Annotated in this window: 10 protein-coding genes; 7 read left to right on the forward strand and 3 right to left on the reverse strand. The window is 50.4% G+C overall.

What is annotated here, in order from left to right:
- Positions 1-72 precede the first annotated feature (72 nt).
- Both LN341_RS09680 and LN341_RS09685 read left to right on the forward strand, forming a co-directional pair.
- Positions 73-741 (forward strand): response regulator transcription factor, encoded by a 669-nt coding sequence (locus LN341_RS09680; protein ID WP_234203176.1) that lies wholly within the window; start codon positions 73-75, stop codon positions 739-741.
- A complete protein-coding gene (locus LN341_RS09685) occupies positions 713-1,969 on the forward strand; it encodes a HAMP domain-containing sensor histidine kinase (RefSeq protein WP_234203177.1) in 1,257 nt (418 codons plus the stop codon). The genes LN341_RS09680 and LN341_RS09685 overlap by 29 nt, the downstream gene beginning before the upstream one ends.
- 46 nt (positions 1,970-2,015) lie before the next feature.
- Here the strand turns inward: LN341_RS09685 and serC are convergent, their stop codons facing one another.
- The gene (serC, locus tag LN341_RS09690) at positions 2,016-3,098 is read right to left on the reverse strand and encodes a 3-phosphoserine/phosphohydroxythreonine transaminase (RefSeq protein ID WP_234203178.1); all 1,083 of its coding nucleotides are present in this window, start codon (positions 3,096-3,098) and stop codon (positions 2,016-2,018) included.
- A 239-nt stretch (positions 3,099-3,337) separates the two neighbouring features.
- Positions 3,338-5,983 (reverse strand): DNA topoisomerase (ATP-hydrolyzing) subunit A, encoded by a 2,646-nt coding sequence (gene gyrA, locus LN341_RS09695; protein WP_234203179.1) that lies wholly within the window; start codon positions 5,981-5,983, stop codon positions 3,338-3,340.
- Positions 5,984-6,319: 336 nt separating this feature from the next.
- Here gyrA and ubiG point away from each other — a divergent pair, with 336 nt between their 5' ends.
- From ubiG to LN341_RS09720, 5 genes are all read left to right on the forward strand, one after another.
- Positions 6,320-7,030, forward strand: coding sequence for a bifunctional 2-polyprenyl-6-hydroxyphenol methylase/3-demethylubiquinol 3-O-methyltransferase UbiG (ubiG, locus tag LN341_RS09700; RefSeq protein WP_046219688.1), 711 nt, complete (start codon positions 6,320-6,322; stop codon positions 7,028-7,030).
- 178 nt (positions 7,031-7,208) lie between these two features.
- A complete protein-coding gene (locus LN341_RS09705; protein WP_046219687.1) occupies positions 7,209-7,925 on the forward strand; it encodes an HAD family hydrolase in 717 nt (238 codons plus the stop codon).
- Between the two features lie 344 nt (positions 7,926-8,269).
- Positions 8,270-10,537: a class 1a ribonucleoside-diphosphate reductase subunit alpha gene (nrdA, locus tag LN341_RS09710; RefSeq protein ID WP_046219686.1), complete on the forward strand. Its 2,268-nt coding sequence runs from the start codon at positions 8,270-8,272 to the stop codon at positions 10,535-10,537.
- Positions 10,538-10,590: 53 nt separating this feature from the next.
- Positions 10,591-11,724, forward strand: a complete 1,134-nt coding sequence (nrdB, locus tag LN341_RS09715; RefSeq protein ID WP_046219685.1) for a class Ia ribonucleoside-diphosphate reductase subunit beta — start codon at positions 10,591-10,593, stop codon at positions 11,722-11,724.
- Complete coding sequence (locus LN341_RS09720) at positions 11,721-12,008, forward strand: 2Fe-2S iron-sulfur cluster-binding protein (protein WP_046219684.1); 288 nt, start codon at positions 11,721-11,723, stop codon at positions 12,006-12,008. The genes nrdB and LN341_RS09720 overlap by 4 nt, the downstream gene beginning before the upstream one ends.
- 95 nt (positions 12,009-12,103) lie before the next feature.
- On the opposite strand, the gene LN341_RS09725 is transcribed toward LN341_RS09720, so the two are convergent.
- Entirely contained in the window at positions 12,104-13,336 is a 1,233-nt protein-coding gene (locus tag LN341_RS09725) for a CinA family nicotinamide mononucleotide deamidase-related protein (protein WP_234203180.1), read from the reverse strand.
- Positions 13,337-13,494: the final 158 nt, after the last annotated feature.

The raw sequence follows: 13,494 nt of genomic DNA on the forward strand, positions 1-13,494 counted from the left end.
TTTCATTCTTGATACGGCATATGGTATGCAATGAGACGTGAAGTATTCGTGAAGACGCATAAAGGAGGCTGCATGCGGGTTCTGATTGTGGAAGATAACCATAAAGTATCGGAAACCATTGCCGATTATCTGGAGCTGGAAGGCATGGAAACTGACTTTGCCTTTCACGGCGAAGCGGCGCTGGCTCTGGTCGCAGAAAATCATTATGACGTCATTATTATGGACATCATGATGCCAAGAGCGGATGGTATTACCACGGTACAGACACTGCGTCAGGAGCTGTTCTGCAACACCCCTATTTTGTTTCTCACAGCCAAGGACGGCCTGGACAGTAAGGTCGCGGCATTTAATGCCGGTGGTGATGATTACCTGCTCAAACCCTTCGCAATGGAAGAGCTGACTCTGCGTTTGAAAGCCCTTGCCAGCCGGGGGCCCAGACAGGACATTGGCATCCTGACCTATGCCGATATCGCGCTCAACCCTCAAACGGAAGAAGTGAGTCGGGCGGGTCAACCCATCAAGCTCAGCCGCATTCAGTTCAAGATTCTCCGGCTGCTGTTACGTCAGGCACCGGCTGTTGTCAGCCGGCAGGAAGTGATCGATGCCGTATGGGGCGAAGATGCACCGCCCAGCGATGCGTTACGCAGCCATGTGTACAGCTTACGAAATGCCCTTGATAAAGGATTTGAGACCAGCAGACTAGAGACAATTCATGGCAAAGGTTACCGGCTCAAAAACTGATCGCGTCTATCCCAGCATTTTTCATCGCCTGAGAATCAGTTTTTTACTGCTCACCCTGGCGATGTTCGGCTTATTTGGTTCGGTCATTTTCATCGCTGAAGAACAACTCGAAATCATCAGCCTGCATCACTGGCTGGATACTGAGGCCAATCAGTATGCCCAGGAATACCGGATCACAGGCCATAACACGCCGCTGCCAAACCCGGAGGAGTTTGCCAGTTACTGGAGCGAAGAAACCCTGCCGGACTGGCTGGTTCCCTATCATCAGCCCGGATTTTACGAACACTTGCTTGGCACCGAAGATAAGCACTTTACCGTGATTGAACATCCCTCCGGCCAAGGGCTTTTCTATCTGGTTTTTCAGGACGATGCCGATGACTATCTTGACGAGTACGAGAACAGCCTGCACAGCATCACACTGCTCCTTGGTATCGCGGTGACTCTGGCCATCGCAGCTTATGGGGTGTACCTGTCACGGACCTTGTCTCAGCCGCTGATCGCTATCCAGAAGAAAATTGCCCAGATGCCACCTGGCGAGCCTGTCTTTGACCTGGATACCGCCTTTAGCGAAACCCGAGCCATTGAACAAAGCCTGCGCGACAGTAAGCTCAACATCGCAAAATTTTTTCAGCGAGAGCAGGAATTCAGCCGCTTTGCGTCCCATGAGCTCAGAACACCTATCATGGTGATTAAGGGGTCTGCAGATATCCTCAAAAGGATCCCGGATCAACCACGCATTGCACAAAAGGCCGTAAGCCGCTTACAGCAAGCCAGCCAGGAGATGACTTTATTAACAGAGACTTTCTTGCTTCTTGGCCGCGAGCAGATTGATGACAGCTTCTTCTCGCCATGTCATCTCGCCACGATTTTGCAGCAGCAACTGGATGAGCTTTCCCCCTTATTTGCCCGTCAGAATACCAGCTACGCGCTTACACTCAATCACACGGCTACCGTGCAGGCACCGGAAAGTTTTGTCTCCATCATTATCAACAACCTGATCAAAAATGCCTTCAGCTACAGCATTGGAAATATTGATATCGCCCTGAACGGCATTCAGCTCAGCATAGCCAACAGACATGGCGGGCACGATACAGAAAACGCCGGTTATGGCTGCGGGCTGGTGATCGTCAGCCGGATATGCGAAAGAATGGGATGGGATTATCAGGCAGAAGATAATGGAGAAGTGTTTACAACCCACCTGACGTTCAAAGACAGCCAAACGGCATAAACAAACAAGCCGCCTGAACAGGCGGCTTGACTGCAGTTGTCTTTACTCAGGCATTGTCGCGTTCGAATGCCGCCATGAAATCGACCAGCGCCTGAACGCCCTCAATTGGCATCGCGTTATAAATAGAGGCCCGCATACCGCCAACCACACGGTGACCCGCCAGAGCTTTCAGGCCCGCAGCATCTGCCTGTTGCAAGAAGGCTTTATCCAGTTCCGCATTTTTCAGCTGAAAAGGAACATTCATCAATGAACGGTTCGCCTGATGCACTTCATTGCGATAAAAGTCAGACTGATCAATAAAGTCATAAAGCAATTTCGCTTTTGCTTCATTGCGTGCTTGCATCGCCTCGACGCCACCGATGCCTTTCAGCCACTTGAACACCTCACCGGCCAGATACCAGGCAAAGGTTGGTGGTGTATTAAACATGGATTCTTTCTCTGCCAGCACTTTGTAATCCAATATGCTTGGCAGAATGTCCTTGGCCAGACCCAGCAAATCATCACGCACAATCACGATTGTCAGACCGGCCGGGCCGATATTTTTCTGCGCCCCGGCGTAGATCACTCCGTACTGTGACACGTCGATTTTGCGCGACAAAATGGTAGAAGACATATCGGCGACAATCGGCTTGTCCGTCTGTGGCAAGTCACGGATCTCAATCCCATCGATTGTCTCGTTCGGACAGAAATGCACATAGGCCGCGTGTTCAGTCAGCGCCCAGTCACTTGCCGGCAGGACGGCTTTTTTGCCTTCTCGCTCGCACGTAATATCAATCACATTCGGCTGGCAGTATTTCTGGGCTTCTTCAATGGCACTGTGTGCCCAGTAGCCGCCGTCAATGTAATCCGCTGTGGTGGCATCGCCCAGCAGGTTCATCGGCACGGCAGCAAACTGTGCCCGCGCACCACCGTGGCAGAAAAGAACATGGTAGTTGTCAGGTATAGCCAGCAGGTCACGTAAATCACGCTCGGACTGTTCTGCGACAGCGATAAAGTCTTTACTTCGGTGGCTGATTTCCATGACCGAGGTGCCCAGACCATTCCAGTTCACCAATTCCTGTTGGGCTTTCACCAGCACTTCTGCCGGCATCATTGCCGGACCTGCACAAAAGTTATAAACCTTATCCATGATGAGAAACATGCTCCTGCTTTGAGAAAATGAGATGACCCTGTTATCAACCGCATGAATAACCGGATCTGTGTTCTATTTTTTTACACCTTTCATTGGTTGCTGAAAACCTTTTTTGTTGAGTAAACAATAAAAAATACCGAACAGCATCAACGAAACAAACAAAAGAGGCATTTTGCTAAAAAAATGTTATAAAAAAACGCAGCTGTAGAGCTGCGTTTTTCTGGTTAAGCGAACGATCAGTCTTCGCTGCTGTCTTTGGCTTCATCGCCTTCTTCAGGCAAGGCGGCCGCATCGGCATCCGTTGTCACTTCCGCCACAACCTCTTCGCCGTCAACTTGCGCCAACTCGTCATCCTCAGGTTCTTCAATACGCTGAAGACCAACAACTTGTTCATCTTCTGCAGTACGAATCAGAGTCACCCCCTGAGTATTTCGACCAACGCGGCTGACTTCTGCGACACGGGTACGTACCAGAGTACCGGCATTGGTGATCATCATGAACTCATCACCCTCCTGCACCTGAACCGCACCAACCACAGAGCCGTTACGCTCGGAGACCTTGATGGACACCACACCCTGAGTCGCACGACTCTTCGCCGGATACTCTTCCAGGCTGGTACGCTTACCGTAACCGTTTTCAGTCACAGTCAGCACATCACCTTCATGGCTAGGTACGATGAGCGAGACCACTTTGTCGTCATTGGCCAGCTTGATACCGCGGACACCTGCCGCAGTCCGGCCCATGCCACGCACTTGCTCTTCAGAGAAGCGTACCACTTTACCGGCGGCAGAGAACAGCATGATGTCATTGTTGCTGTCCGTGATATTCACACCAATCAGTGAATCACCCTCACGCAGGTTCACCGCAATAATACCGGCACTGCGAGGACGGCTGAAATCGGTCAGCGGTGTTTTCTTCACCGTACCGTCTGCCGTTGCCATGAAGATGAACTTATCTTCTTCATATTCTTTCACCGGCAGAATTGCGGTAATACGCTCATTCTCTTCCAGCGGCAGGATATTCACAATTGGCTTGCCACGTGCAGTCCGGCTAGCCTGCGGTAACTGGTAAACCTTCAGCCAGTACATACGACCGCGGCTTGAGAAGCACAGAATCGTATCGTGGGTATTGGCAACCAGCAGGCGTTCAATGAAGTCTTCATCCTTCATACGCGTTGCTGCACGCCCTTTACCACCGCGTCGCTGTGCTTCGTAATCAGCCAGCAGCTGATATTTCACATAGCCATGGTGAGACAAAGTCACCACCACGTCTTCCTGCGTGATCAGATCTTCCAGGTCGATATCATGGCTGGCCGCTGTAATTTCGGTGCGGCGAACATCACTGAACTGCTCCCGGGCAAGCTCAAGTTCACCACGAATCACTTCCATCAGGCGCTCAGCACTGCTCAGGATCAGCATCAGCTCTTCGATCTGAGTTAACAGACCTTTGTACTCGTCGAGAATCTTCTCGTGTTCCAGACCGGTCAGTTTGTGCAGACGCAAGTCCAGAATGGCCTGTGCCTGTTGTTCTGTCAGGTAGTACATACCCTCGCGAACACCCAGCTCAGCAGCCAGCCACTCAGGGCGAGCCGCATCCACACCGGCACGTTCCAGCATGGCCGCCACGTCACCCAACTGCCATGAACGGGCCAGCAGGCCTTCACGGGCAATTTGCGGCGTCGCCGCCTGACGGATCAGTTCGATGATTTCATCGATATTGACCAGTGCAATCGCCAGACCTTCCAGAATATGCGCACGTTCACGTGCTTTACGCAGTTCAAAGATGGTACGACGTGTCACGACTTCACGGCGGTGGTTGACAAAGCTTTCCAGCATCTCTTTCAGATTGAAAAGCTTAGGCTGGCCGTTTTTATCCAGCGCCACCATGTTGATACCAAACGTGGTTTGCAGCTGAGTCTGTGCATACAGGTTGTTCAGGACCACCTCAGCCACAGCGTCACGGCGACACTCAATCACAATGCGCATGCCGTCTTTATCAGACTCGTCACGCAGTGCACTGATGCCCTCGACTTTCTTCTCTTTGACCAGTTCAGCGATTTTTTCAATCAGACGCGCTTTATTGACCTGATAAGGAATCTCGGTGACAACGATGGTTTCTTTCCCATTTTTGTCTGATTCAATCTCGGCCTTAGAGCGCATGTAAACTTTACCGCGCCCCGTTTTATAAGCGTCAATAATACCTTTACGGCCACTGATCATCGCCGCTGTCGGGAAATCCGGACCCGGTATGTATTCCATCAGCTGGTCGATGGTAATTTGATCGTTGTCCATAAATGCCAGACAGCCGTCAATCACCTCACCCAGATTATGCGGTGGAATATTGGTCGCCATACCTACGGCAATACCGGACGCACCGTTCACCAGCAGGTTAGGAATTTTGGTTGGCAACACAGCAGGAATCCGCTCTGTGCCATCATAGTTGTCAACAAAGTCGACAGTTTCTTTATCCAGGTCGGCCAGCAGTTCGTGAGCAATTTTGCTCATCCGCACTTCGGTGTAACGCATTGCCGCGGCGGAGTCGCCATCAATGGAACCGAAGTTACCCTGGCCATCAACCAGCATATAACGAAGGGAGAAAGGTTGTGCCATACGAACAATAGTGTCGTATACCGCACTATCACCATGCGGGTGATATTTACCGATCACGTCGCCCACAACACGGGCAGATTTTTTGTATGGTTTATTCCAGTCATTACCGAGTACGTTCATCGCGAATAGTACGCGGCGATGTACCGGCTTCAGGCCATCACGCACATCAGGAAGAGCACGACCCACGATGACGGACATCGCGTAGTCGAGATACGAGCCTTTCAGCTCCTCTTCAATGTTTACCGGCGTGATCTCTTTTGCAAGATCGCTCATGGAGCCACTATCCCTCAGGTAGATTCTGTCGTATTTTTATACGTGCAAGGTGCGGGAATATAGCATATTTCCCACTTAATAGGCACACCTTTCAGTGCCTTTCTTGTGAGTAATTTTACGAATTGAAAATAAACACTTGTCCTTTTGTGCAATCAATGGCGACTCTCGCTACCATCAAGTGACGGTTTTTTATACACAAAATCAGCGACTGACGAAAGATGCACCAGAACCCCTGTATTTTCTTGCGCCAAACCCAGGTTAAAGAAACAGGCATTTCAAGTCAGCCGTCTTTCGCTATAATGCCCGCTCTGACATCAATGGAAATGGCGAGCAAGAATGACCAAGCAGTTAAATGTCGATCCGGCAGAAATCAGTAAATTTGAAGAAATGGCATCACGCTGGTGGGATCTGGAAGGCGAATTCAAGCCGCTGCATCAGATCAACCCACTGCGCTTGAACTATGTGATTGACCATGCCGGCGGACTGTTTGGCAAAAAAATCCTCGATGTGGGCTGCGGCGGCGGCATCCTGGCTGAAAGTATGGCCAGAGAAGGCGCGGAAGTGACTGGCCTGGACATGGGGAAAGAGCCATTAACGGTCGCTCGCCTGCATGCTTTGGAAACCGGAACCAAGCTGGACTACATCCAGCAGACGGTTGAAGAACATGCCGAACAGCACCCCGAACAGTACGACGTCGTCACTTGTATGGAAATGCTGGAACATGTGCCGGACCCGGCTTCTGTGATTGCATCCTGTGCCCGACTGGTGAAACCTGGCGGTCATGTGTTCTTTTCAACCCTGAACCGGAACATGAAATCCTATCTGTTTGCGATTGTCGGTGCCGAGCAGGTGATGAAACTGGTCCCAAAAGGTACACATGATCACAAAAAGTTCATTCGTCCGTCAGAATTGATGGCAATGGTTGATCTGACTCCCCTTGAAGACCGTCACATAACCGGTTTGCACTACAACCCACTCACTGACACTTATAAACTGGGTCGTAACGTGGACGTCAATTATATTCTGCATACCGTAAAACCCGAATAAACCCGCTGTCACACCGCCGCCAGGCTCGTTATTCCGGCCTGGCTGGTCTCCCTTTCATCCGCGTTTAGCCCGATGTCCGGATAAGATGCATTATCCTACTGTTTTGCCCTTTTGCTGATATGCTTTAATCACACTCACTGTACTTTCTATATTCGCGCTTGAGATAAGGACACAGCTTATGTGGGGTTACCGGATTGACGCTGTACTTTTTGACCTGGATGGCACCTTGCTTGATACCGCTCCGGATATGGCAAGAGCGGCGAACCGAGTTCTGGCGGACTATGATGTTCAGCCACTGACGGCAGCGCAGATCCAGGCCAACACCAGCTACGGCGCCAATGGCCTGATCAAAGCAGGATTTGGCACCATACCCGCACATCTCAACCCCATACACCTCAGGCAAAAATTTCTTGATTATTACCACGAAGAAATTTGTTTAAAAACATCAATGTATGATGGAATTGATGTACTTTTAACGTATTTAAAAGAAAATAAATTTCCATGGGGAATAATGACAAATAAGCCTGGCTATCTTACTCAGCGCCTGCTGCCCTACTTCCCTGTCTTGTCTGAGGCTGAGGTCGTTGTCTGTGGCGACACATTAGATAAAGCAAAGCCCCACCCGGACCCGCTGTGGCATGCCTGCCAGTTGCTGGACATCCCTCCTGAACACTGCCTGTATATCGGCGACATCGAAAAGGACATGATTGCCGCGCGGGCTGCGCGCATGCCAGGTGCAGTCGCAGGCTGGGGATACATAGGCGACGAGCATCGTCCCGACCTGTGGCAAGCCCAGGCCATCCTGCCTGAACCCGCCGCACTCATCCCTATTCTGGAGCAACATAATCGTAACGAAAGCCCCTTTTTTGACCGATCATGCTGCACGCAAAAATAGAGCGGAAAATCAGGAAAAATCAAGGAAAAAAATTTTTTTCCGGCGGAAAAAACAGGCGCATTTTGTTTGCATTTTCCTATGACACTGGCAAGTCTGATGAAATAGGTGAGTACGCACTAACTATCCATTTTACATCCCCACGTTATCCACAAGCGGTCAAAAAATACCAGCTTGCAAATTCGTATGCTCACCACTATCTTGTTTGCCACATGGCTTAACACCCCAATATATAGTGTTTTGGTCTATCATTTTAAGTGTAACGAAGATCACAATCTTCCTTCACTTTCTTAATAAAATTGCAAAAAAGCACTATAGATCAGGGAAAACTGGGAAAACGATTAAAAATGAATCAACAGCTAACTGTTACCAAGCGTGATGGACGCAAAGAACGCATCGATCTGGACAAGATCCACCGTGTCATTACCTGGGCCGCTGAAGGTCTGGAGAATGTGTCAGTGTCGCAGGTTGAGCTGAAGTCTCATATCCAGTTCTACGATGGCATCAAAACCGAAGATATTCATGAAACCATCATTAAAGCAGCGGCTGACTTGATTTCGGAAGAGTCGCCAGATTACCAGTATCTGGCTGCCCGCCTTGCCATCTTCCACCTGCGTAAAAAAGCGTATGGTCAGTTCGAGCCACCCACACTGTTCGATCATGTCAGCAAAATGGTCGACAAGGGAAAATACGACAAGCACCTGCTGGAAGATTATTCTGCTGAAGAATTCGCCGTGATGGATAATTACATCGATCACTGGCGTGATATGAATTTCTCGTATGCTGCGGTCAAACAGCTGGAAGGTAAGTACTTGGTTCAGAACCGTGTCAGCGGTGAAATCTACGAAAGTGCCCAGTTCCTGTACATCATGATTGCTGCGTGCCTGTTCAGTAAGTACCCGAAAGATACCCGTCTGGACTACATCAAGCGCTTTTATGATGCTGTATCCCTGTTTAAGGTTTCCCTGCCTACACCAATTATGTCTGGTGTGCGTACGCCAACCCGTCAGTTCAGCTCCTGTGTCCTGATTGAATGTGATGACAGCCTGGATTCTATCAATGCAACCGCCAGCGCGATTGTTCGCTACGTTTCCCAGCGTGCGGGCATCGGTATCAATGCTGGCCGTATTCGTGCCCTGGGTTCTGAAATCCGTGGCGGCGAAGCCTTCCACACTGGCTGTATTCCGTTCTACAAGTATTTCCAGACTGCGGTGAAATGCTGCTCTCAGGGCGGTGTTCGTGGCGGCGCTGCTACCCTGTTCTACCCAATCTGGCACCGCGAAGTTGAATCTCTGCTGGTGCTGAAAAACAACCGTGGTGTTGAAGAAAACCGTGTTCGTCATATGGATTACGGTGTTCAGATCAACAAGCTGATGTACACCCGTCTGATCAAAGGCGAGACCATTTCTCTGTTCTCACCGTCTGATGTCCCTGGGTTATATGATGCATTCTTTGCCGATCAGGATGAGTTTGAGCGCCTGTATGTGAAGTATGAGCAGGACGACAGCATTAAAAAACAGACAGTGAAAGCGATCGATCTGTTCTCTCTGCTGATGCAAGAGCGTGCGTCTACCGGCCGTATCTATATTCAGAACGTGGACCACTGTAATACCCACAGCCCGTTTGACCCGGCGGTTGCCCCGATTCGCCAGTCGAACCTGTGTCTGGAAATTGCGCTGCCGACCAAGCCATTGACCAACGTGGAAGATGAAAACGGTGAAATCGCACTGTGTACACTGTCTGCGTTCAACCTGGGTGCGATTGAGAACCTGGATGAGCTGGAAGAAATGGCAGAGCTGACCGTTCGTGCTCTGGATGCCCTGCTGGATTACCAGGATTACCCACTGCCAGCCGCTCGCCGTGCGACCATGAACCGTCGTACTCTGGGCGTAGGTGTGATCAATTTTGCTTACTATCTGGCAAAACACGGCGTGCGTTATTCTGACGGCAGTGCGAACAACCTGACGCATCAGGCCTTTGAAGCCATTCAGTACTACCTGCTGAAAGCCTCTGTGGGTCTGGCGAAAGAGCGTGGTGCTTGTCCGGCGTTCAATGAAACCACCTATTCAAAAGGTATCCTGCCAATTGATACCTATAAGAAAGATCTGGACAAGATCTGTGGTCAGGAACTGCGTTATGACTGGGAAGCCCTGCGCCAGGAGATCGTCACGCACGGTCTGCGTAACTCGACCCTGTCGGCACTGATGCCCTCTGAGACTTCTTCTCAGATTTCGAACGCCACCAATGGTATTGAGCCCCCTCGTGGTTTCGTTTCCATCAAAGCGTCTAAAGATGGCATCCTGAAGCAGGTTGTTCCTGAATACAATAAATACAAAAACAACTATGAGTTGCTTTGGAACATTGGCAGCAATGATGGCTACCTGCAACTGGTCGGCATTATGCAGAAATTCGTGGATCAGGCGATTTCTGCCAATACCAACTACGACCCGAGTATTCAGCCGGGTGGCAAAGTGCCAATGAAACTCTTGCTGAAGGACCTGCTGACAGCGTATAAACTCGGCGTTAAAACTCTGTATTATCACAACACCCGCGATGGTGCTTCTGATGCTCAGGGCGACGTCGCCGCAGACGACTGCACCAGCTGCAAGATATAATCACTAACAAAAACAAATGGGAGCTTCGGCTCCCCTTTGATGCTGAGGACACAATGGCATACAGTACTTTCTGTAAAACTAACAACAACCCGCTGCATGAACCTATGTTCTTCGGGCAGCCGGTGAACGTTGCGCGTTACGACCAGCAGAAGTTCGAAATATTCGAAAAACTGATTGAAAAGCAATTATCTTTCTTCTGGCGCCCGGAAGAAGTTGATGTATCCAGCGATCGGATTAACTTCAACAATCTGCCAGAGCACGAACGCCATATTTTCATCAGTAACCTGAAGTACCAGACGCTGCTGGATTCCATTCAGGGTCGCAGTCCGAACGTTGCCCTGCTGCCACTGGTTTCTATTCCTGAGCTGGAAACCTGGATTGAAACCTGGTCATTCTCTGAGACCATTCACTCGCGTTCTTACACACACATTATCCGCAATATCGTGAACGACCCAGGTGTGGTATTTGACGATATTGTGACGAATGAACACATTATTAAACGCGCCGGTGATATTTCCCGTTATTACGACGAACTGATCCAAGGCACCAGCGATTATCACCGTCTGGGCGAAGGTGAGCATGTTGTCAACGGTGAAACTGTTGTGGTCAGCCTGCACGAGTTAAAGAAAAAACTCTACCTGTGTATGATGTCGGTCAATGCACTGGAAGCGATCCGTTTCTACGTCAGCTTTGCCTGCTCTTTTGCCTTCGCTGAGCGTGAGTTGATGGAAGGGAATGCCAAAATCATCAAGCTGATCGCACGTGATGAAGCACTGCACCTGACAGGCACTCAGCATATCCTGAACCTGATGCGTACCGGTCAGGATGATCCTGAGATGGCGGACATTGCCCGTGAGTGCGAACAGCTGAGCTTTGACATCTTTAAAGATGCCGCAGAGCAGGAAAAAGAATGGGCAGAGTATCTGTTCAAAGACGGTTCGATGATCGGTCTGAACAAAGATATCCTGTGTCAGTACGTTGAATACATCACCAATCTGCGTATGACAGCGGTTGGCCTGAAACCGGCTTACCCGGGTGCCACGCAAAACCCGATTCCATGGATTAACGCCTGGCTGTCTTCTGACAATGTACAAGTTGCGCCACAGGAAGCGGAGATCAGTTCTTATCTGGTCGGTCAGATTGATAATGATGTCAGCGCTGACGATCTGGGTGACTTCGAACTATGAGCCGATTGACCATTACGGTTAACGGACAGAAGGTTTCTGGTAATAACGATGAGCCCTTATTAGTTCAGCTGGAACGTGCGGGCTTACAGCCTGAGTACCAGTGCCGCAATGGTATGTGTGGAGCTTGTCGGTGCAAGCTGACCGCAGGCAGTGTAGAGCAGCGCGAGGCGATGGCCTTTGTTGCACCGGGCGAAATCCTTGCTTGCCGCTCCATACCCACCTCAGACTTGAGCCTGGAGTTTGATTATCAGGTCCAGCTCTCTCCGTCTGCAGTGAATGAGTAACCCTTCTCAACACTGAGTACAGGGCCTGCCACTGTCAAAAAAGCCAGTCTTTGTAATCCAGACTGGCTTTTTTGTATCTTGTGTCCCGTCCTGAATCAGCTCGGCTCTGCCGGTAAAAACAACTCACTCAACCGTTCGAACGATTCATACTGGCCAATTACGGTCTGACCCGTTTGCCATCGACGAAGCATATCCAGCATCAAAGTCGCAACCATTTTCCGGTGAGGTTTATTGGCATACTGCCGTCGGGTACGCACGTGCTGCGCCCAGTCACCGTTTGGCGTAGACAGGGCAATCGCAATGCTGTTGTCATACAGCGGTCCACAAACCAGCGCCAGATCAGAACCCGTCTGCTGCCGGGCGGCGGCGGCCATTGCTAAAGAAGCCCCCATAGGTTCAGCGTCGCTCAACGAAGGATCGACCTGGGTCGTCAGCAACCAGCCCTGACTTAATGCGGTCTGAGTCGCCGGGTTATCCTGCAGCCAGTTGAGCACGTCACCGCCGGTAAACTGCTCGGCAACGGTTAATGTAAGCGGGGCTTTGGAGAAATGTGTGCCTATGGTATCCAGCAAAGTTTCACCGGCACCGACAATGTTCTCCCCCAGCCGCGCCTGAATTTGCGCTAACACGTCAGCAGCCTGAGTATCATCTTTTGGTGCAAACAACTTCACTTCGATAAAAGGTAAGTAAGATCGGTAGCCCAGCTGGAATGACGGGGGTAATGGCAAAGAAGCCAGAGTGTCGTTAATCCCTGATTCGGATAAGCCGAAGCTGTACAGCCGGTGGCATTCAAGGCTGGCAACTTCCGGGTGCAGCGATTTCAGCCTCGGCAGGATCTCGTCTTCGACCATAACTTTAAACTCGCTGGGTACGCCCGGAGTAAAGAACAAGTGCGCACGGTTCAGCTTCATCATGAAACCGCATGCGGTGCCAACCGGATTATCCAGCACGTCAGCGCCTTCTGGCAGCATGGCCTGCTTCAGATTTGCCTGCGGCATGTCACGCCCCAGAATCCGGTACTTTTCGATCATTTGTTCAACCCAGAACTCCGACTGCTCTAAGCCGGCTCCTGCTGCAATGGCTGCCGCCTGAGCAGTCAAATCATCCGTAGTCGGCCCCAGCCCCCCATTTACAATGACGATATCAGCCGTCAGGCTGCACTGCTCGATTTCCGATGCCAGACTTTCAAGCTGATCACCGACGGTTGTGCGTCGCGATAACGCGAATCCGTTCTGAAAAAACAAACGGGACAACCATGCTGCATTGGTATCAACGATATCTCCATGCAGGACTTCTTCACCGGTACTTATCATGACAACTTGCAACATGTTGTTCCTCTTATTGATTCAGTTGGCACTTCACTGTAACACTTAGTCAACCACGAGAGAATCTTAAGCACTGTTAATTGAAAACCCTCTTCGGTGCAATCCATGACGCACACTGAATAACGACCCACACCGTAAACTTAAATTTACACCAAAATAAA

This window comes from Photobacterium sp. TLY01, assembly GCF_021432065.1.
GTDB lineage: Bacteria > Pseudomonadota > Gammaproteobacteria > Enterobacterales > Vibrionaceae > Photobacterium > Photobacterium halotolerans_A.

Excerpts from the sequence above, each read along its gene's own strand:
- LN341_RS09680 (WP_234203176.1), top strand. The coding sequence starts at position 73 with ATGCGGGTTCTGATTGTGGAAGATAACCATAAAGTATCGGAAACCATT.
- LN341_RS09685 (WP_234203177.1), top strand. The coding sequence starts at position 713 with ATGGCAAAGGTTACCGGCTCAAAAACTGATCGCGTCTATCCCAGCATT.
- serC (WP_234203178.1), bottom strand. The coding sequence starts at position 3,098 with ATGGATAAGGTTTATAACTTTTGTGCAGGTCCGGCAATGATGCCGGCA.
- gyrA (WP_234203179.1), bottom strand. The coding sequence starts at position 5,983 with ATGAGCGATCTTGCAAAAGAGATCACGCCGGTAAACATTGAAGAGGAG.
- ubiG (WP_046219688.1), top strand. The coding sequence starts at position 6,320 with ATGACCAAGCAGTTAAATGTCGATCCGGCAGAAATCAGTAAATTTGAA.
- LN341_RS09705 (WP_046219687.1), top strand. The coding sequence starts at position 7,209 with ATGTGGGGTTACCGGATTGACGCTGTACTTTTTGACCTGGATGGCACC.
- nrdA (WP_046219686.1), top strand. The coding sequence starts at position 8,270 with ATGAATCAACAGCTAACTGTTACCAAGCGTGATGGACGCAAAGAACGC.
- nrdB (WP_046219685.1), top strand. The coding sequence starts at position 10,591 with ATGGCATACAGTACTTTCTGTAAAACTAACAACAACCCGCTGCATGAA.
- LN341_RS09720 (WP_046219684.1), top strand. The coding sequence starts at position 11,721 with ATGAGCCGATTGACCATTACGGTTAACGGACAGAAGGTTTCTGGTAAT.
- LN341_RS09725 (WP_234203180.1), bottom strand. The coding sequence starts at position 13,336 with ATGTTGCAAGTTGTCATGATAAGTACCGGTGAAGAAGTCCTGCATGGA.